The organism is Vibrio litoralis DSM 17657, from assembly GCF_000426765.1.
GTDB classification, from domain to species: domain Bacteria; phylum Pseudomonadota; class Gammaproteobacteria; order Enterobacterales; family Vibrionaceae; genus Vibrio; species Vibrio litoralis.
This window is the reverse complement of record NZ_KE384566.1, coordinates 300741-321178: the sequence shown is the minus strand read 5'-3', so window position 1 is coordinate 321178 and position 20438 is coordinate 300741. Positions and strand designations below refer to the sequence as shown.

Annotated in this window: 15 protein-coding genes; 3 read left to right on the top strand and 12 right to left on the bottom strand. The window is 42.6% G+C overall.

Annotated features, from left to right (window positions below; all coding sequences use genetic code 11):
* Window positions 1–239: 239 nt before the first annotated feature.
* The 3 genes from K358_RS0111795 to znuA form a co-directional block, all read right to left on the bottom strand.
* Window positions 240–3692, bottom strand: coding sequence for an AraC family transcriptional regulator (locus tag K358_RS0111795; RefSeq protein WP_027697018.1), 3453 nt, complete (start codon window positions 3690–3692; stop codon window positions 240–242).
* Window positions 3693–3905: 213 nt separating this feature from the next.
* Window positions 3906–5198, bottom strand: a complete 1293-nt coding sequence (locus tag K358_RS18425; RefSeq protein ID WP_051241294.1) for a peptidoglycan DD-metalloendopeptidase family protein — start codon at window positions 5196–5198, stop codon at window positions 3906–3908.
* Between the two features lie 9 nt (window positions 5199–5207).
* Window positions 5208–6119 carry a zinc ABC transporter substrate-binding protein ZnuA gene (gene znuA, locus K358_RS0111785; protein WP_051241321.1) on the bottom strand — a complete coding sequence of 304 codons (912 nt, stop codon included), beginning with the start codon at window positions 6117–6119 and terminating at the stop codon, window positions 5208–5210.
* A 236-nt stretch (window positions 6120–6355) separates the two neighbouring features.
* Between znuA and znuC the strand changes: the two genes are divergently transcribed.
* The 3 genes from znuC (at window position 6356) to K358_RS0111770 (ending at window position 10160) form a co-directional block, all read left to right on the top strand.
* Window positions 6356–7159, top strand: a complete 804-nt coding sequence (gene znuC / locus K358_RS0111780; protein WP_027697016.1) for a zinc ABC transporter ATP-binding protein ZnuC — start codon at window positions 6356–6358, stop codon at window positions 7157–7159.
* A gap of 3 nt (window positions 7160–7162) precedes the next feature.
* Window positions 7163–7948: a zinc ABC transporter permease subunit ZnuB gene (znuB, locus tag K358_RS0111775; protein WP_027697015.1), complete on the top strand. Its 786-nt coding sequence runs from the start codon at window positions 7163–7165 to the stop codon at window positions 7946–7948.
* A gap of 208 nt (window positions 7949–8156) precedes the next feature.
* Window positions 8157–10160, top strand: coding sequence for an alpha-amylase family glycosyl hydrolase (locus K358_RS0111770; protein WP_038150134.1), 2004 nt, complete (start codon window positions 8157–8159; stop codon window positions 10158–10160).
* Between the two features lie 61 nt (window positions 10161–10221).
* Here the strand turns inward: K358_RS0111770 and K358_RS0111765 are convergent, their stop codons facing one another.
* The 9 genes from K358_RS0111765 to sdhC all read right to left on the bottom strand — a co-directional run bounded on the left by K358_RS0111765 (window position 10222) and on the right by sdhC (window position 20360).
* Window positions 10222–10599, bottom strand: a complete 378-nt coding sequence (locus K358_RS0111765) for a VOC family protein (protein ID WP_027697013.1) — start codon at window positions 10597–10599, stop codon at window positions 10222–10224.
* 118 nt (window positions 10600–10717) lie between these two features.
* Window positions 10718–11590, bottom strand: a complete 873-nt coding sequence (sucD, locus tag K358_RS0111760; RefSeq protein WP_027697012.1) for a succinate--CoA ligase subunit alpha — start codon at window positions 11588–11590, stop codon at window positions 10718–10720.
* A complete protein-coding gene (gene sucC / locus K358_RS0111755) occupies window positions 11590–12756 on the bottom strand; it encodes an ADP-forming succinate--CoA ligase subunit beta (protein ID WP_027697011.1) in 1167 nt (388 codons plus the stop codon). The genes sucD and sucC overlap by 1 nt, the downstream gene beginning before the upstream one ends.
* Before the next feature lie 159 nt (window positions 12757–12915).
* Window positions 12916–14127: a 2-oxoglutarate dehydrogenase complex dihydrolipoyllysine-residue succinyltransferase gene (gene odhB, locus K358_RS0111750; protein ID WP_027697010.1), complete on the bottom strand. Its 1212-nt coding sequence runs from the start codon at window positions 14125–14127 to the stop codon at window positions 12916–12918.
* A gap of 54 nt (window positions 14128–14181) precedes the next feature.
* Window positions 14182–16995: a 2-oxoglutarate dehydrogenase E1 component gene (sucA, locus tag K358_RS0111745; RefSeq protein ID WP_027697009.1), complete on the bottom strand. Its 2814-nt coding sequence runs from the start codon at window positions 16993–16995 to the stop codon at window positions 14182–14184.
* A gap of 136 nt (window positions 16996–17131) precedes the next feature.
* Entirely contained in the window at window positions 17132–17845 is a 714-nt protein-coding gene (locus K358_RS0111740) for a succinate dehydrogenase iron-sulfur subunit (RefSeq protein ID WP_027697008.1), read from the bottom strand.
* Window positions 17846–17859: 14 nt separating this feature from the next.
* Window positions 17860–19626 carry a succinate dehydrogenase flavoprotein subunit gene (sdhA, locus tag K358_RS0111735; RefSeq protein ID WP_027697007.1) on the bottom strand — a complete coding sequence of 589 codons (1767 nt, stop codon included), beginning with the start codon at window positions 19624–19626 and terminating at the stop codon, window positions 17860–17862.
* Complete coding sequence (gene sdhD / locus K358_RS0111730; protein WP_027697006.1) at window positions 19627–19974, bottom strand: succinate dehydrogenase, hydrophobic membrane anchor protein; 348 nt, start codon at window positions 19972–19974, stop codon at window positions 19627–19629. It lies immediately after the preceding gene.
* The gene (gene sdhC, locus K358_RS0111725) at window positions 19968–20360 is read right to left on the bottom strand and encodes a succinate dehydrogenase cytochrome b556 subunit (RefSeq protein ID WP_027697005.1); all 393 of its coding nucleotides are present in this window, start codon (window positions 20358–20360) and stop codon (window positions 19968–19970) included. The genes sdhD and sdhC overlap by 7 nt, the downstream gene beginning before the upstream one ends.
* Window positions 20361–20438: the final 78 nt, after the last annotated feature.

The following is a 20438-nucleotide window of genomic DNA, read 5'->3' as shown; positions in this document are numbered from 1 at the left end:
ATATATCTATCGATAACGGCACACGTTATCTAACCCTTTTATTCCTGATGTGTATTGTTCTCAATGCACTCCGGCAGCAAGCGAAGGTGTCATTACACCCGTGACATGATCCCCCCGGTTATGTCACGTTTTTTTATTCATAAATAAGGGCGTGTTGTTTTAAGCAACACGCCCTTATTTGATCTGAACTTTATGGTGAGCCAATCTCTGATGAGGTTAGAACTATTCGGTTCCCAAAATCACTCTATTGAATTTTCAATAAATTTAGACGGTGATAAACCAAAGTAATGCTTAAACCTTTGGCTGAAGTATGACGGGTCATTAAAACCTGTTTCAAAAGCTGTATCTGATATTTTCTCACCTGAAATTAATAACTCGCAGGCCTTCTCTAAACGAACTTTTGTTACATAGTCCATAAAAGACCCGCCAGACAAAGATTTAAACTTTCTTTGCAAGCTTCTCTCCGAGATAAACAGCATCTTTGCAGCATGGCAGGTACTAAAATCAGGGTCGGGATAATGCTTCTCAACCAATTGATAAACTTTATCAAGCCAATCATTTTGAACGTCATTATTCACTTGTTTATTTATATTGTGAGTTTCCTGTTGAGAAGCGGGTGTGTCGACAATGTAGGCACCTTCATCAATATTCGTCGAGGGAGTGCACGCTTCAACTGGCCATGAGATAGATAAGCGCGTTCGATGTATCAGTTGATTATAATGGAAATCAAAATGCCCTCCACTCTGCTCCGCCATTTGGGCAATAGCAGATAAAGAGGTATCTGATAACGTAAATTGGGATTCATAGCCCACTCTACCAAATTCCTGAGCTTCAAAAGCCTGTATTTCATCTTCTGAGATACCTTCCCCCGTATCTTCGATAGCGATAAGGAGACGACCATCATCAAGTTTAGCGGAGAGATGAATGATTTGATTGGCATCCGACCGGATCAAAGCACTCGCCATCAAGGTATTTAAAATCATATCGAGGTTGAAGTGTTTAACCTTAACCAAACAACCTTGGCTACTATCTTCAACCAGCAAAGTGATCCCGACTTTATCCGCTTCTTGTTGCCAACCTTTCACTACTGCTTTAACAACAGAGGACACCACTTGCCCATCAAATACCGTGCACTCCGGTGTCTTATTATCATATAAAGATAAGATTTGCTCTAAAGGCTCTAGTGCTTGCTCTGCATAATCTAAAGCGGGGGTGTTCTTTTGGTCACTCTTATGTAGGTAGTCTTTCAAACCATCAAGGTTTAATTTCGCTTTAATCACTCGTTCACCGACCAGTATACGTCGAGTTTGAGCTTGCTTTCTTAACTGCATATTACTGCTAACCAATAATTGACTTTGATGCCTTAATTGCTGAGTTTTCAGATTAATCAAACGCCTTAACCTTAAGTTAGTTTTCACCACAATTTTAGAGCGCCATGCGATCAGCAGTACAATGCTACCAACAAGCAATACCGCAAAAATAGCCACACTACTCGGAAGCAAATACCAAGGCTTACTCACGATGAAGCTATACCTTGCCCCAGAATGATTGGTTCCAACCTGAGACATGGTCTTTAACTCTAAGGTGTAGCGACCAGGTTCTAAATGTTCAAAGGTTAACTGTGAGCCTTGAAAATCCACCCAGTTTTCTTTTTCACTGCCGAGCAAGCGATATTGAACTTGTGGCACTTCAAAGTTAGGCAAAATCCCAAATAGCACACTGACCGAGCGGCCATAATTAACGTGAATATCACTATTGGTTTGCGGCGCGACCATGACCACAGAGTGCTCGACCTGAAACTCACCGACCAAAACATCATTGGTGGGTAATTCGGTTTGAATGAGTGTTTCTGTTGAGGCAAAAATAAGGCCCAGACGCGTTGTGAGTACTAAGGTTTTACCATTCGGTGATACGCTACAACCATTAGGAAGAAATTCATTAGCTACGATACCAAATGGCGTAGGGAAATAACCTGAGAGAGCCGCATTTTGATCATAATAATGGATACCTTTGGTGGTAGTAACCCAAGTACCTAGCTCCGAGCCAATAGCACAAAGAGGGATGCTATTTGAATGAGGTAAGCGGACTTTAGTCGCATTGAGCTCGTCTTGCATATGTAATAAGCCGTCACTACTCGCACTCCAAACCTGCTTACCCACCGACTCAGTAATAGAAGCCACATCGCCATAATCCGCACTTCTCGAGTCAAATATTATCTCTTGGTTATTATATTGATAGACCCCATGATCGGTACCAATCCAGAGCTTTCCACTGCCCCCCGGATATAGACTAGTAATCATTGATGGGCCATATTGATCCACCATCCATTCAAGTCCTAATTCATCGGTCATTTGCTGTTGTGGTGAATAACGATAAAGCCCGCGCTCGTTCGAGATCCAGACATCGCCGTGGTGATCGACCACCAGGTGAGAAATACGGCTTCCAGACCATTTGTTTTGTTTGCGAATAACGTTTACTGCACCAGAGCCCGTATCATAGCGTATCAGTTTATCGCCTTGGCTTAGCCATAATATATGCTCGAACTGGCTGATATGAGAGACGTTGTAATCTAATAACTTTTCGACTTTATTTTCTTTATCATCAACATAGTTAGCCGTTACCTTAAATAAGCCTAAGTTACTCGCCAGCCATGCCGTTCGATCATTAATAGCGACTACATCATTAATATGTAGGTAAGGTAGATTATATTTTTCACGCCCAAAGCGAACGCGTTTAAATAAACCGCTCGTTTGTGAGTAGTAATTGATACCTTTGGCAGTGCCAATCCACACTCCACCTTTATTATCCGCACTCAGCCCCATAATATTATTATTAGATAGGGCTAAATCATCTTGATAACTGCCATAAATATGCTTCGTCAATTGAGTGTCTAATTGATGAACAAATAAACCTTTTTTAGTACCAATCCAATAATAGCTTGGGGTAATTAAGATAGTTTGAACCTGACCTGAAGCAATCATATCCACCTCTGGTTTGATGGTGGCCATATTTAAGCTAAAGGCTCCACTTTGCGTTCCAACCAGTAGACGTAGATTTTTTTTATCAAAAGCTAATTGATTAATATTGGAGAAGTGTTTGAATAGCACTCGTCGAATGCCTGTTTTTTCTAAATAGAAAAGTGATTGACTGGTCGCCACCACCCACTTCCCGGCAACTAAAGTGGCACTAACAATACCTCTATTGTCTCGGGTTGACCCTTGGGTGATTTGTGATACTGGGATGGTACGGTGCTCACCGGTGTGAGTATCAAAGGTATGAAAGCGATGGTTACCATACAACCACACGACTTGTTCGGATTGCCCTATCGCTTGGAAGATCTGTTTTTCTGAATTTTCAAACACTACCTCCTTATTACCGGCATTATCAACCCTAAGTAAGCGCCCACTATCAATATACCAAAAATATCCTGCTGCGTAGGTTACATGGTTAGTATCATGATTGAATGCTCGCCCCGGAAGAAGTGCGAAGTGTTGACCATCAAAGTAATAAATTTTATTTTGAGTATCTTGAACCCAAACGCCACCTTTTTCGTTCGGAAACAATTTTTTTGTCGTAAAGAAATGACCTTGTGCTTGGCTTGGCAAAGAATAAAAAATGGAATCTGTTTCTATCGCATTGACGGAAAAAGAAACCACTAGCAACACTAAAAACCGAAAAATACGCAAAGTCACAAACTGCCTTAATGATTACCAAGCGGAACACTGCAAAATTATGGCACACTAGCCATCAATTTAAACAGATATTTTGCGACAATTAATATGCTGGTGATCCAGTGCATATTAATAATGACTGACGTTGGAAAAAACGAGATCTGGAAATACATCCAAGTCACTTGAGGATAAGAACAATCTCTCGAATTTAAAACTGCACTTATACCCAAGTAATTAGTGTAATAATGATATCCGAGCTTTCACTTGCTCAGTAAACTCAGCGCGCTGCTCTCGTAATATACTCTTTTGTCTAGGTAGTGGCGCTAACATTGCATCAAGTGGTTGGCCATTTTGGCGTAGTTCATAATGTAAATGCGGCCCAGTAGAGCGTCCAGTATTGCCCGTTAATGCGATTTTTTGACCTCTTTTTACCCTATCCCCTACTTTGACAAGCGCTTGGCTCAAGTGGAAAAAATGCGTGCTGTAAACCCGGCCATTACTGATCACGACATATTTACCGGCTAGCGGATGATACCCAACTTTTTTAACGACCCCCTCTCCTGTTGCATATACTGGAGTGCCAATTGGCGTCGCTAAATCAGTACCATAGTGCGGCGCATATTGATGAGTAACGGGGTTTAAGCGGTGAGGATTAAACTCTGAACTCACCGGATAAGAACGTCGTAAAGGTAGTCTATCCAGCGTTTTCTCAACACTTATGCCATCGGGGTAATAAAACTGTTCATCATTAAAACGCACGACTTGAATATCTTTTCCTCGATGTTGATACCAAATGGCCATCACCTTACTGGCTCCAACACTTTGCTCGCCAATAACACTCTGTTCTAATTCAACAGAAAACTTATCTCCTATCGTAATGGGAGAAGTCACATCAACCTGCCAATACAGCGCCGTCGCGATGGTTTGAATATGCTCTTGAGTTAAACCAATAGCCCGTGCGCTTTGATAAAAATTACGCCCAACAATCCCAACTTTAACCAAGGATTGTTTTTCAGCCGAAGTGACTAGAGGTCTAAATAAAAACTGGTTATTTACTTTGGTATATACACTACTTAATCGGGCACTTCGGTGGATCTGCACCGAGAGTAAACTACCTGCATCATCCTGCACCCACTCAACTACCTGACCGTTGAGCAAAGTAATCGCTTGAGGGCGTACTTTAATCATCGCCAGTAAGTCTTCATGACTTAAACCGTAAAGCTTAAAAATATCGGCAAGAGTTTCACCAGACTGAACTTTGTGGCTATAACTACGTTGTGTTTGCTGTTGATCGATAACATCTTTTTCTAGCGTCAGACTAGGATCATTTCTTTCTAATACCGCTTCTGAAAAAACACTGTCTGCATGATTTAATGAAAATGGTGAGGACTTAAATAGCGAAGAATAGCTAGTTGAGAAGATAAAATAATAACTAAGCACACCGGCTACGGGCAGCAATAGCAAAAGCAGCCACGCCCATAGACGAAGCTGCTTTTTATAACTTATCTTTTGGTACTTGTTGTACAAAAATATTCCTTAACGAGTAAGGCACTGGCTAAAGCTGGTTCCGAGATCCTGTAAGTATTGGAAATAAGCGCCAGGCTTTGCTTCATATTCAGTTGCCAGTGGATCCAACACTCCATGATTAACATCCGTACCACGAGTCACCGAGTCAATGACCGCAGGCGTAAATTGAGGTTCAGCAAACACACAATATACCTCATTTGTCTGAAGAGCGTTTCTAATCGCAATTAAGCTTTTTGCTCCAGGTCGGCGATCAGGAGAGACCGTAAAGGCACCCAAGTGGTTTAAACCAAAGTAATTTTCATAGTAACTATAGGCATCATGAAAAACATAATAGCCATGCTTTTGAACTGGTGCGATTTTTTGCTTCACTTCCGCAATGGTGGTATCCAGATGTTGAGTAAACTCTACGTAGTTTTGAGCATACTGTTCACTATGTGTAGGATCAATCGCGCTTAATTTATCTACAATCACTTTGGCCATTTGCTGAGCCTGAACAGGGCCTAACCATAAATGCGGATTATAGTTACCGTGATGGTGGTGTCCATCATCATGATCATGTGCTTCATGAGAGTGCTCTGCATGGCCGTGTTCATCATGCTGATCGTAAACAATTTTATCTATTTGCTCAGATTTATCCAACTGCAGAGTGTTATTACTCCCCTCTAACACGCCTTCTAAAAACGATTCTAAACCAGGTCCAACCCAAATAAATAAATCGACCGATTTCAACTTACGTACATCAGAAGGTTTTAACGCATAATCGTGCGGGGAAGTATTATTCGCCAGTAAGACATCGGTATTAGTCACGTTTTTGGTCAGCTCCTGAGTAATCAATTGCAATGGTTTAATCGACGTCATCACCGTCAATGAAGCATCCTGATTTTTTGCCCAAGTGGCGGTTGATATGAGGCTAAATATCATTACAACCGCGATCCATGCTTGTGATAAAATGCGACGCATGTGTTTCTCCAAATTAGAATGAATAACATACCAATCAATTAAGTCTCTGGTATCACTCACTCGAAGCTAAAATTTTTGTATCAACTATGTAATACCATTAGACCTCTTATTTATTGGAATTGGTATAATTGATAATCGTAGTAATCATTTTCAATAATGTTACTATATAACATTACACATCATCAAGTTGGTTAGCAATGTCTGAATTAATTCGACTCGACAATATCTCGGTTAAATTTAACGAAAAGTCGGTACTCGATAGTATTAACCTCACTATCAAAAAAGGTGAAATCACAACGCTCATTGGTCCTAATGGCGCAGGTAAATCAACCCTAGTCAAAATCATGTTAGGGCTGATTAAATACGATTCAGGCTCGATCAGCCGAAGTCCTAAGCTTCGCATTGGTTATGTGCCACAAAAACTGCGTTTAAATGACAGTTTACCGTTGACCGTTGATCGCTTTCTTAAACTTGCAGGCCGTTATAGTGCCAATGAACGTATGGAGGCCTTACGTCTCGTCGGCGCTGAAAGCCTGCACAAAAACGACATGCACAAACTATCTGGAGGGGAAAACCAGCGAGTACTGCTTGCTCGCGCATTACTCCAGCGCCCAGATTTATTAGTTCTTGATGAGCCAGCTCAAGGGGTGGATGTTCAAGGGCAAATTGATTTATACACTTTAATTAATTCGCTCAGGCAACGTTTCGGCTGCGCGGTTTTTATGGTCTCACATGACTTACATTTAGTGATGGCCCAAACCGATGAAGTGATCTGTCTACAGCACCATATTTGCTGCTCAGGCGCTCCAGAGGCGATCACTAAACATCCATCATATATCGCGATGTTTGGTCAAACAGCTAAAGATACATTGGCGTTCTATCATCATGATCACCACCATCACCACGATCTTTCTGGTGAAGCGGTCGAAGGTGATCCAGAAGCCTGCTCACATAATAGCTGCGCCCATCATTCTACTCATCAGCAAAAGCGTGGACACTAAGCGATGTTTGATATTCTATTACCTTCTATTCTCGCCGGTCTAGGCATTGCGATTATTTCAGGACCACTCGGCTCTTTAGTAGTCTGGCGCAAAATGGCTTACTTTGGTGACACTCTTGCTCATGCATCATTATTAGGCTTAGCACTGGGTTTTCTACTCGACATAAACTTGTACCTAGCTTTAGTGGTATGCTGCCTTGGTTTAGCGGTATTACTAGCTGCGCTTCAAGAACAAAAGGTTATTGCGACCGACACCTTACTCGGTATTCTCGCCCATAGTGCTTTATCTTTAGGCTTGGTTGCAGTGAGCTTTTTGGATAATGTGCGCGTCGATTTAATGAGCTATTTGTTTGGTGATTTACTGGCAGTTAGCCCATCAGACCTTACTTTTATTTATCTTGGCGGTGCCGTCATCATGGCATTATTGGTGTTCTTTTGGCGCGCTTTACTTTCCACTTCAATCAGTGAAGAGCTCGCGAGTGTAGAAGGCATTAATGTCCCATTTATGCGAGTAGTCTTAATGTTACTTGTCGGGCTTGTGATTGCGGTGGGAATGAAATTTGTTGGCGCGTTAATCATTACTTCTTTATTGATTATTCCTGCGGCGACGGCAAGACGCTTTTCAAGAACGCCTGAACAAATGGCGATTGCCGCCTCTTGTATTGGTATGGTCGCGGTACTATGCGGCTTATCGCTTTCTTGGTTTTATGATACGCCAGCTGGACCTTCTGTGGTTATCTCGGCAACCGCGATGTTTATGCTTAGCCAATTGAAACCTCATAACAGCTAAGTCGCTCAAAGTTAACACTCTAAAAAACCAAGGGTTTAGTCCCTACCTCACTCTTGGTTTTCTTCCTTTTCACCCCATACAGTACCTAGTGTGATCCCCATCTCTCAGCCCTCAGGGCTACGCCTAAAAAATGAGCTCAAAGGAGGGTTTCTATTACCCTGAGCTATTCAATAATGATCTCATCCTACAATAACAACAAGAGATCATCATGATAAAACCAACCTACTCTCTTCTTACTACTGGCGTATTATCGCTAAGTTTATTTGCTAGCCAAGCTCAATCATCTCCGGCAATACCATCCGACGCTTGCCAGTTCCCCTCTGCTGCTCAAACCAATGAACTACGTACTTATCAAATTATGGTGGAAAGCTTTGTAGATGGTGATAATAAAGCAAACTATGGGGATGGTTACGGTACAAGTCATCATAATGGTGACCTGCAAGGTATTATCAATTCTTTAGATTATATTCAATCGCTCGGAGTCAATGCGATCTGGCTGACTCCAATTTTTGCTTCTACTCCTATTGAAGGTCAATCGCATTGGGATGATAAGTTAGATGCTACCGGCTACTTCGCCAGCGACTACTTCAAAATAGATCCTAAATTTGGCACGTTAGAGCAAGCTAAATCCTTAGTAGAAGAAGCTCATAAACGAGGGTTATATGTGTTTTTTGATGGTGTATTTGGCCACCATAAATCGAACATTGTACCTTCGCCAAGTGGACTAACACCGCATGGTCCTAACAATCCAGTATCCTACCCTCAAAGTTTGCCGTTTTATCAAGAAGTCGCGAGCTATTGGATAAAAGAATTAAAAATAGATGGCTGGCGTTTAGATCAAGCTTATCAAGTCCCGACACAAGATTGGATCAAATTAAAAAATACAGTGCAACAAGCTTCTAAAAGCGTCATGTATAAAAACCAACAAGGACAACAAGTACACCCTCTAGGTTACATGGTGGCCGAAATTTGGAACAACCAAAACTACATCACAGAACACGGTTATGGCTCAAAGGAGCACCCTGTATTATGTTCTGCATTTGATTTTCCAATGCGGTATCGCTTAGTAGAAACCTTTGCAGTCAATGAAAATGGTATTGGTGAGAGAGGTGGTGATTGGTTGGCTCAAGGAATGGACTTACATTCTCTTTACCCTAAACACGCACGTCCAAATTTAATGTTAGGAAATCACGACTTAGTACGATTTGGTGATTTATTGCAGCGTGGCTATATCGCTCAACCTAAAGATGAGAGCTACTGGCAACGACATTTAGCCGCGATAAGTTTTATGACCGCCTATACAGGACCGATCACATTATATTATGGCGATGAGATTGGTGATGAAGTCGCTCATTTTTCAGATAAGGTTCCCAATGATATTTGTGCCGCGCAAGGTTGGTGCGATGACCATGTCGCTCGTTCTAGTGCCAAAATTGAAGGCTTAACTGCCAATTTAACCACTCAGCAAACGCAACTAAAACAACAAGTCACCCAACTTATGGCCTTACGTGCAGCTAACCCAGTGCTGTCGCAAGGTGAGCGTCTATCAATACTAGCGACTCAAGATGTGTATATCGATCATAAAAGCTATCAAGATCAATCGATGATTTTTGTGCTAAGTACCTCTAACAAACCGCAGACTATCACACTAAAACCCGAACAAATTGGTTCATCAGGAACACTCGTAGACATGAGGAGTAATGAGAATATTGACCCGATTCAAGGCGACTACCAAATAACACTATTACCTTTTTCGGCTCAGTTTTTATCCATCAAGCAACCGACTAAATTAGTAGTCAAAAAAGCACAGGTATCGTTATCGGGTAACGGTTTTCTGGCGCAGTGTGATAATCCGACGTTAGACGAAACCGGTCCTATCGACAAACCACTCTATGTTGTCGGTGATTTTACCGATTCGGGTTGGAAGCATGTAGCAGCTCGCCAATTCAACTATAAAGGGAAAGGTGTTTATCAAGTGATCGTAGACGAACAAGCTGGTAGCTATCGTATGCAATATGCCAGCAAAGATTGGAAGCCTCAGTTTACTTCTGCCACTCTGGAAGTCAGCGCAGGTAAAACGAACCAATTAAAATATGGTGGCTATGGTAAAGATACCGCGGCGCTAATCCCTGAATCAGGGAAGTATGTTTGGAGTCTACAATTTTCCGACTCAGGAAGCCCTAAAAAAATAATGCTATCCAAATGTAAGTAGCTAAAAATTTCATCCTAGAATCAAGCCGGATGTTATTTCATCCGGCTTTAATTTATTGCGATTAAGCTAAGCGGTGTGTCCCACACAACTTATTACCTGAAGGATCGCGTAGGTAAGCTAGGTACAAACGTCCCGCAGGACCATTACGTTCACCCGGAGGCTGTTCACAAGCGGTACCGCCATTAGCAAGTCCTGCCTCATGCCACGCATGAACCAGCTCAGGATTGGCAATCGAGAATCCAAACGTTGAACCATTACCATGGGTTGCAACTTCGCCATTAATTGGCTTAGTCAAAATAAACACACCCGTTGGGGTTATGTACATACAACGATCACCATGAATAACACCAGGTTCATAGCCTAACGTCCCTAAAATTGCATCATAAAACTTCTTCGATGCTTTGATATCATTAGCACCTAACATAATATGACTAAACATAGTTATTCCTTTCAATAAATAATGTATCCACTTCACTGTATCTATTTATATTTAAAAAACCAATAAAAAAGGCCATCCGCAGATGACCTTTCATACTAAAGAGTAGATGACGAAAAGCTTACCAGCCTGTCACTTCTTTTAGTGCATCGCCAATTTCTGCCAATGACTTCGTTGTTTTTACACCTGCTGCTTCAAGTGCTGCAAATTTATCTTCCGCAGTACCTTTACCACCAGAAATAATCGCACCAGCATGGCCCATACGTTTACCCGGAGGAGCCGTTACACCCGCAATGTAGGAGACGACAGGCTTAGTCACATTCGCTTTAATATAAGCCGCCGCTTCTTCTTCTGCCGTACCACCGATTTCACCAATCATTACGATTGCTTCGGTCGCTGGATCATTTTGGAACATTTCCAATACATCGATAAAGTTAGTACCTGGAATTGGGTCACCACCGATACCAACACAAGTCGATTGACCAAAACCAGCATCCGTCGTTTGCTTAACCGCTTCGTACGTTAGTGTACCTGAACGAGAAACAATACCTACGCGACCTGGCTTATGAATATGACCTGGCATGATACCAATCTTACACTCACCCGGAGTGATCACACCTGGGCAGTTAGGACCAATCATACGAACGCCTGTTTCTTCTAGCTTCACTTTTACATCAAGCATATCAAGCGTAGGAATACCTTCAGTGATCGTTACAATCAGTTCAATACCAGCATCAATTGCTTCTAAAATTGCATCTTTACAAAATGCTGCAGGTACATAGATGACGGTTGCCGTTGCGCCCGTTGCTTCAACTGCTTCACGAACAGTATTAAATACAGGAAGACCTAGATGCTCAGTACCACCTTTACCTGGAGATACACCACCTACCATTTGTGTTCCATAAGCAATCGCTTGCTCTGAGTGGAACGTACCTTGACCGCCAGTGAAACCTTGGCAAATAACTTTGGTATCTTTATTAATTAGTACTGACATTATTTGCCCTCCGCCGCTTTAACTACTTGAACTGCTGCATCTTTAAGAGATGTTGCTGCAATGATATCTAAACCAGATTTCGCCAATACTTCACGACCAAGCTCTGCGTTTGTGCCTTCAAGACGAACCACTACTGGTACTTCAACGCCGACTTCTTTCACTGCGCCAATAATACCTTCTGCAATCATGTCACAACGCACGATACCACCAAAGATATTCACTAGAACCGCTTTAACATTGGTATCAGATAAGATGATCTTAAATGCTTCAGCAACACGTTCTTTGGTTGCGCCGCCACCTACATCAAGGAAGTTCGCAGGCTTACCACCGTGTAGGTTAACGATGTCCATAGTACCCATCGCAAGGCCTGCACCGTTTACCATGCAACCAACATTGCCATCTAAGGCAACGTAGTTAAGCTCGTATTGAGCCGCATGTGCTTCACGCTCATCTTCTTGTGATGGATCGTGCATTTCACGCAATTTTGGTTGACGGTACATCGCATTTGAATCGATGTTAATTTTACCGTCTAGACACAATAGATCGCCTGAACCAGTAATAACCAATGGGTTAATTTCAAGTAGCGCTAAATCGTATTGTGCAAACATAGTACCTAGACCCATGAAGATCTGAGTAAATTGTTTGATTTGATTGCCTTTAAGACCAAGTTTGAATGCAAGTTCACGTCCTTGGTATGCCTGAGGGCCAACCAATGGATCGATCGCTGCTTTATGAATAAGTTCTGGCGTTTCTTCCGCCACTTTTTCGATTTCAACACCGCCTTCCGTTGATGCCATGAACACGATACGACGTGTACCACGGTCAACCACTGCACCTAGGTACAATTCATTGGCGATGTCTGATGCTTCTTCTACCAAGATTTTAGTCACTGGTTGGCCGTTAGCATCTGTTTGATAAGTCACTAGGTTTTTACCTAGCCACTTTTGAGCAAATTCTTTTACACCATCTTTGGTGTCGTGCAGTTCCACACCGCCCGCTTTACCGCGGCCACCAGCATGTACCTGACATTTAACCACTTTCTTCGCGGTATTAATGCGACCTGCGGCTTCATAAGCTTCAAGAGGAGTATTGCAAGCGTAACCTTCCGGTACTGGCAATCCGAATTCAGCGAACAGCTGTTTAGCTTGATATTCATGCAAATTCATTGTGCTATTTCCATTTCATTATCCGTGAGGATTTATTATTTCCATTGGCATTTAATGTAAGTAAGGGAATGCCATTATTTATGTAGGTGTACTTTTTTATTTGATTGGGTAGCTGTAGACCAACAACTACCCAATTTATTGCTCATTTCAATATCACGATTAGATATCAAGTAACAAGCGAGCTGGATCTTCCAGTAACTCTTTAATGGTTACTAAGAATCCAACTGATTCACGGCCATCAATCAGACGGTGGTCGTAAGACAGAGCAAGATACATCATTGGTAAAATTTCCACTTTACCGTTTACCGCCATTGGACGATCTTGGATTTTGTGCATGCCCAAGATTGCCGCTTGTGGTGGGTTGATGATTGGTGTCGACATTAATGAGCCAAATACACCACCATTTGTGATAGTGAAGTTACCGCCCATTAAATCTTCAACTTGCAATTTGCCATCACGCCCTTTGATTGCGAGCTCTTTAATGCCTTTTTCAATATCCGCAAAACCTAGTGTGTCACAGTCTTTTAGTACTGGAGTAACAAGGCCACGTGGCGTAGAAACCGCCATGCTGATATCAAAATAGTTGTGATAAACGATATCATCGCCATCAATAGAAGCATTCACTTCAGGGTAACGCTTCAACGCTTCTGTTACCGCTTTAACATAGAAAGACATAAAGCCTAAGCGCGTATCATGACGCTTCTCAAACTGGTCTTTATATTGAGCACGAAGATCCATAATTGGCTTCATGTTCACTTCATTAAAGGTTGTCAGCATCGCAGTTGAGTTTTTCGCTTCAAGCAGACGATTTGCTACCGTTTTACGTAAACGAGTCATTGGTACGCGTTTTTCAGTACGAGCAGCAGTAGGCGCTTCAACTTGAGCTTCTTTCTCTTCTTTCGCTGGCGCGGCTGATTTCTTAGCAAGGTGCGCATCAACATCTTCACGAGTAATACGGCCACCAACACCAGTACCTTTCACATCAGATGCTTCAAGGTTGTGTTCCGCTAATAAACGACGAACCGCAGGACTTAGTGCGTCATTAGATTCTTCGCTTAAAGCTGCTTTATGGCGTTTATCCGGCGATGCTTCGCTTGATTCCGCTTTATCTTTGGTTGGCTCTCCAGCGACTGCGCCCGCTTTCAATTTAGCGATTAGCTGCTTTGAAAGAACCGTTGCACCTTCTTCTTCCACAATGGCTTCTAACACGCCATCATCAGGAGCAGGTACTTCTAGCACTACTTTGTCAGTTTCAATTTCAACCAACACTTCATCACGCTGTACCGAGTCACCCGGTTGTTTGTGCCATGTAGCAATAGTGGCATCTGCTACGGATTCAGGTAAATCTGGAACCAGAATTTCAATTGTCATATCTGTAAAGTCCTTATCTCTAGTTCATTCAACTAGGAGTAATAATCCACTGCACTAAAAGTCTAAATTCAAAGCATCATCCACTAATGCTTTCTGTTGCTTCAAGTGTACCGACATATAACCAACCGCTGGAGAAGCAGAAGCTGGTCGACCTGCATATTTTAATGTTGCACCATTTGGCAATGCGAAACGCATATTATGTTGGCTGCTATACCATGCGCCTTGGTTCTGTGGCTCTTCTTGACACCATACAAAATCTTCAACATTGGTATATTGCTCAATCGCTTTGCTCACATCATCGTATGGGAATGGATAAAGCTGCTCCACACGAACAATTGCTACATCGTCTTGCTCATTCTTACGACGTTGCTCAAGTAAGTCGTAATAAACTTTACCTGAACACATCACAACACGTTTCACTTTGCTTGCTTCTAGCTCATCCGTTTCTGGAATCGCAGCTTGGAACGTGCCTTGTGCTAACTCTTCTAGTGTTGAAGTACACAAAGGATGACGTAATAAAGATTTTGGCGACATCACAATCAGTGGGCGACGCATTGGACGCACAACCTGACGGCGAATCATGTGATAAACCTGAGCCGGCGTTGAAGGTACAACTACCTGCATATTTTGCTCAGCACACAATTGAAGGTAACGCTCTAAGCGAGCCGATGAGTGCTCTGGACCTTGACCTTCATAACCATGAGGCAGCAGCATCGTTAGACCACATAAGCGACCCCACTTTTGCTCACCCGATGAAATAAATTGGTCAATCACAACTTGGGCACCATTGGCAAAGTCACCAAACTGCGCTTCCCAGATAGTTAAACCACTAGGTTCAGCCGTTGCATAACCATACTCAAAGGCCAATACTGCTTCTTCTGATAAAACAGAATCAAACACTTGGAATGGACCTTGGCTATCATGAATATGTGCAAGTGGCATATAAGTGCTGGCTGTTTCTTGATCATGTAATACCGCATGGCGATGGAAGAAAGTACCACGACCAGAATCTTGTCCAGTGATGCGAATACGTTTTCCATCATCAACCAGAGTGGCATAAGCTAAAGTTTCAGCCATACCCCAATCGATCATCTTATCTCCGCTAACCATTGAGCGGCGATCGTTGTACAGTTTCGCAACTCGGCTTTGCAGCTTATGACTTTCAGGGAATTGACAAGTCTTGCTACCTAGCTCAGATAAACGAGTGAAATCAACTTGATTATCCCACTCTTCATTCCACTCATGACCTAGGTAAGGAGTCCAGTCAACAGAGTGTAGTGCCATCGGACGCCACTCTTTCACTACTACCTCACCACGATCAAGTGCATCACGGTATTCGTTAACCATTTGAGTCGCATCTTCTAACTCAATATCTTTACGGTCAACCAGTACATCTGCGTACAATTTACGTGGTGTTGGGTGCTTCTTGATCTTTTGATACATCAAAGGCTGAGTTGCATTTGGCTCATCAGCTTCGTTATGACCGTGACGGCGATAACATACCAAATCAATAACAACGTCGCGTTTAAAGGTATTACGGTAATCTAAAGCGATGCGAGTAATAAAGGCTACCGCTTCTGGATCATCAGAATTCACATGGAAAATCGGTGCCTGTACCATCTTAGCAATATCAGTACAGTACATGGTTGATCGCATATCACGTGGGTTTGATGTGGTAAAACCAATTTGATTATTCACCACGATACGAACAGTACCACCAACTTGATAACCGCGAGCTTGAGACATGTTGAAGGTTTCAGCTACCACACCTTGACCAGCGATCGCCGAATCACCATGAATAGTAATTGGTAGAACTTTGCTGCCATCTTTGTCGTTTAAACGATCTTGACGAGCACGTACCGAACCAATAACTACAGGGTTGACGATCTCTAAGTGAGATGGGTTAAATGCTAAAGCTAAATGCACATCTCCACCTGGTGTAGAGAAATCAGCAGAGAAACCTTGATGGTATTTCACATCACCGGTACCCCATGAATCACCGTGTTTGCCGGCAAATTCATCAAATAGGTCTTGTGGTTTTTTACCCAATACGTTGACTAACATATTTAAGCGACCACGGTGCGCCATACCAACAACCACTTCTCGCATGCCATTTGAGCCAGCATGACGAATTAGCTCTTTTGTCATTGGAATTAATGCATCGCCCCCTTCCAATGAAAAACGTTTTGCACCTGGGAATTTTGCGCCTAAGTAACGCTCAAGGCCTTCCGCCGCCGTTAATTCATGTAGAAAAGTAGATTTTTCTTCTGCGGTAAAAGTACCTTCACCTACCACTGATTCTAAGCGGTCTTGGATCCAACGCTTTTCTTCAGTGTTAGTGATGTGCATATATTCTGCACCAATCGAACCACAGTAGATTTTATTTAGAGCTTCGTAGATATCTTTCAACGGCATAGTGTCTTTGCCTACCGCAAAAGAACCGACATTAAATGACTCTTGGAAGTCTTCAGGAGAGAGATTATGAAACGCAGGATCAAGTTCAGCAACTGATTCACGTTTCCAAATATTGAGAGGATCTAGATTTGCAGCTTGATGCCCACGGAAACGGTAAGCATTGATTAACTGCAAGACTTTTACTTGTTTAGCATCGACATCAGGATCACTAACTTGGACATTGTAATGCTTTGTCTCTTTCGCTAATCGTCTGAAGTAGTCACGAACACGAGAATGTGGTTGCTCACCTGCTACAGAAGCTTCTGCTGGTAGGCTATCAAACACCTCTTTCCATTCGTCACCGACTAAATCGGGGTCACTAAGATACAGTTCGTAGAGATCTTCTACGTAAGTTGCATTGGCGCCAGCCAAGTGTGAAGACTCGAGCCATGCCTTCATCACGCCGTTGTGCATATTTTCCCTTAACCTTTTTTGGTTTCAAATTATGCTTCGACACTTACATACTATAAACAGTTACGGTAAGTAAATGCCTAATTGTAAGTCGGCCTAGTGTAAGGCTGGGCCGACTTTCCTTGCCCTAGAGCAATTTTTATACTGAACGATTGATAAGCATGGTTTTAATATGACCAATCGCTTTGGTTGGGTTTAATCCCTTAGGACAAACACTGACACAGTTCATTATCTCATGACAACGAAAAACGCTAAATGCATCGTCAAGATTTGACAGACGTTCATCTGTCGCCGTATCTCGGCTATCAATTAACCAACGATAGGCGGCTAATAAACCAGCTGGGCCAATAAATTTATCCGGGTTCCACCAGAATGACGGGCAAGATGTCGTACAGCATGCGCACATAATGCAATCATACAGACCATCTAGATGAGCACGATCTTCTGGTGATTGTAAGTTTTCACGTGATGGTGGTAATTCACTATCATTGATCAAATATGGTTTAACCTTGGCATAGTTATCATAAAACTGAGCCATATCAACAATAAGGTCACGCACGACAGGTAAGCCAGGAAGTGGACGAATGACCACTTTGCTTTTACCGAATAATGCTGACAAAGGCGTAATACACGCAAGGCCATTTTTACCATTCATGTTCAAACCATCTGAACCACATACCCCTTCACGGCATGAACGACGGAAAGAAATGGTCGGATCTTGTTCTTTCAATAAGATAAGCGCATCAAGCACCATCATATCTGAACCTTCTTCCACTTCTAACTCGTAATCCTTCATATAAGGTTTTTTGTCAGCATCCGGATTATAACGATACAAAGAGAAATTGACTTTCATTTGCTTAATCTCCCTTAGTAGACACGAGCTTTAGGTGGAAAGGCTTCACGCAGTACAGGCTGCATATTCACATCACGCTTAGACATATCTTCCGTTTCAGGATTATAAATCGAGTGACACAACCAATTGGCATCATCACGATCTGGGTAGTCAAATCGAGCATGTGCACCACGGCTTTCCGTACGGTAATTCGCAGCAACTGCGGTTGCAAAAGCTGTTTCCATTAAATTGTCTAACTCTAAACATTCAATACGCTGAGTATTAAACTCGGTAGATTTATCCGATAGATAGGCATTGTTCAAACGCTCACGAATCGCTTTAAGCTCTTCTAAACCTTTTGCCATCGCATCACCTTCACGGAATACCGAGAAGTTATTTTGCATGCAGCTTTGTAAGTCTTTACGAATTTGTGCCGGGTCTTCACCACCAGTACTGTTCTCCCAGCGGTTATAACGAGCTAGAGAAGCTTCAATATCCGCTTCAGTTGCTTCAGGGGTTTCCGCTTGAAGTGCCAACGTTTCACCCAAATGCAGACCCGTTGCACGACCAAATACCACTAAATCAAGTAGCGAGTTACCACCTAGACGGTTTGCACCGTGTACCGATACAGAAGCAATTTCACCACAAGCAAATAGACCTTGAACTTCTTGGTCCTGACCATTGGCATCTTGTTTAATCGCTTGACCTGACACCTGAGTTGGCACTCCACCCATCATATAGTGACAGGTAGGGATAACTGGAATCGGCTCTTTAACAGGATCGACGTGAGCAAAGGTACGAGATAATTCAAGAATACCCGGCAAGCGAGCATCTAAAACTTCTTTACCTAAGTGATCCAGTTTCAATTTAATATGTGGACCCCAAGGACCCTCACAGCCACGACCTTCACGAATTTCAATCATCATTGAACGTGCTACTACGTCACGACCGGCTAAATCTTTCGCATTCGGTGCATAACGTTCCATGAAACGTTCGCCATCTTTATTAAGAAGATAGCCACCTTCGCCACGACAACCTTCAGTAACTAGTACACCTGCGCCAGCAATACCCGTTGGGTGGAACTGCCACATTTCGATATCTTGCATAGGAACGCCAGCACGCAGTGCCATACCGACACCATCGCCAGTGTTAATGTGGGCATTGGTAGTCGATTGATAAATACGACCTGCACCACCGGTTGCCAGTACAGTTGCTTTTGCTTTGAAGTAGCAAATTTCACCCGTTTCCATGCAAAGTGCTGTGGTACCTAATACCGCACCTTCTTCATTTTTCACTAAATCAAGCGCATACCACTCAGAGAAAATGGTGGTTTTATGTTTGATGTTTTGCTGATAAAGCGTATGAAGCAATGCATGTCCAGTACGGTCAGCCGCCGCAGCAGTTCGAGCGGCTTGCTCACCACCGAAGTCTTTTGACTGGCCACCAAATGGACGTTGATAAATAGAACCATCTTCAAAGCGAGAAAACGGCAGACCCATTTTTTCTAATTCAATGACAGATTCTGGGCCATTTTTGCACATATATTCGATAGCATTTTGGTCACCAATGTAATCCGAACCTTTTACGGTATCGTACATGTGCCACTGCCAATCATCTTTATGTGAATTGCCTAATGCTACTGTAATGCCACCTTGTGCAGAAACAGTATGAGAACGAGTTGGAAATACTTTTGAAAGCAACGCACAAGATAGGCCTTGCTCTGAAATTTGTAATGCAGCACGCATGCCTGCGCCACCAGCGCCGATCACAACGGCGTCAAATTCACGAACGGGAATACTCACTTACACACCCCACAAAATAAATAGACCAGAGAAGAAGTACGCGATCAGTGTCACTATGATCACTAGTTGTAATGCCACGCGTACTGCGGTTGGTTTAATATAATCAGTCAATACCTGCCACATACCAATCCAGGCATGGATCAGAACGCATAAAAGCGCCACCATAGTGAACACTTTAGTGAAAGTGCCACTAAAAAAGGATTGCCATGACAGGTAATTAATATCAGGGCCCCAGGCTAAAAAGCTCAGCATGTACACGGTATAAAGTGTCATGATGATGCCTGTTGCACGGATCAGGAGGTAATCATGAACTCCATTGCGTCCGAATGAAGAAATGTGCTTTACCATACAAGAACTCCTGCTAATACCGATAATACAGCGGTGACCACGAAAACAGCTTTAGCGCTTAACGCACCGCTTTCTTTCTCTTCAAAATATTTCATATCCATAAGTAGATGACGTACCCCACCACAAATGTGGTAAGCAAGGGCGGTCAAAATACCCCACAAAATGAATTTCACAGCAAAGCTATCAATAACGCTCGATGCCTGAGAAAAACCTACTGGAGATGATAAAGAGGTGGCAAGTAGCCATAACAAGATACCAACAGAAACAAACATAATGACACCAGAAACACGGTGCACAATGGATGCAATGGCAGAAATTGGGAAGTGTATTGTTTGTAAATCTAAGTTTACTGGTCTGGATTTTCTTTTATTCACGGGTGTGCTCACTCAGCTCTATTTTAGAGCATTTATAGTTATTGACATAAATCGATTAAACACCCTGTAACTATTTAATTAACATTTCCA

Coding starts and splice junctions, on each gene's coding strand:
- znuA (WP_051241321.1), bottom strand. CDS start 6,119: ATGATATTTAGCCTCATATCAACCGCCACTTGGGCAAAAAATCAGGAT.
- znuC (WP_027697016.1), top strand. CDS start 6,356: ATGTCTGAATTAATTCGACTCGACAATATCTCGGTTAAATTTAACGAA.
- znuB (WP_027697015.1), top strand. CDS start 7,163: ATGTTTGATATTCTATTACCTTCTATTCTCGCCGGTCTAGGCATTGCG.
- K358_RS0111770 (WP_038150134.1), top strand. CDS start 8,157: ATGATAAAACCAACCTACTCTCTTCTTACTACTGGCGTATTATCGCTA.
- K358_RS0111765 (WP_027697013.1), bottom strand. CDS start 10,599: ATGTTTAGTCATATTATGTTAGGTGCTAATGATATCAAAGCATCGAAG.
- sucD (WP_027697012.1), bottom strand. CDS start 11,590: ATGTCAGTACTAATTAATAAAGATACCAAAGTTATTTGCCAAGGTTTC.
- sucC (WP_027697011.1), bottom strand. CDS start 12,756: ATGAATTTGCATGAATATCAAGCTAAACAGCTGTTCGCTGAATTCGGA.
- odhB (WP_027697010.1), bottom strand. CDS start 14,127: ATGACAATTGAAATTCTGGTTCCAGATTTACCTGAATCCGTAGCAGAT.
- sucA (WP_027697009.1), bottom strand. CDS start 16,995: ATGCACAACGGCGTGATGAAGGCATGGCTCGAGTCTTCACACTTGGCT.
- K358_RS0111740 (WP_027697008.1), bottom strand. CDS start 17,845: ATGAAAGTCAATTTCTCTTTGTATCGTTATAATCCGGATGCTGACAAA.
- sdhD (WP_027697006.1), bottom strand. CDS start 19,974: ATGGTAAAGCACATTTCTTCATTCGGACGCAATGGAGTTCATGATTAC.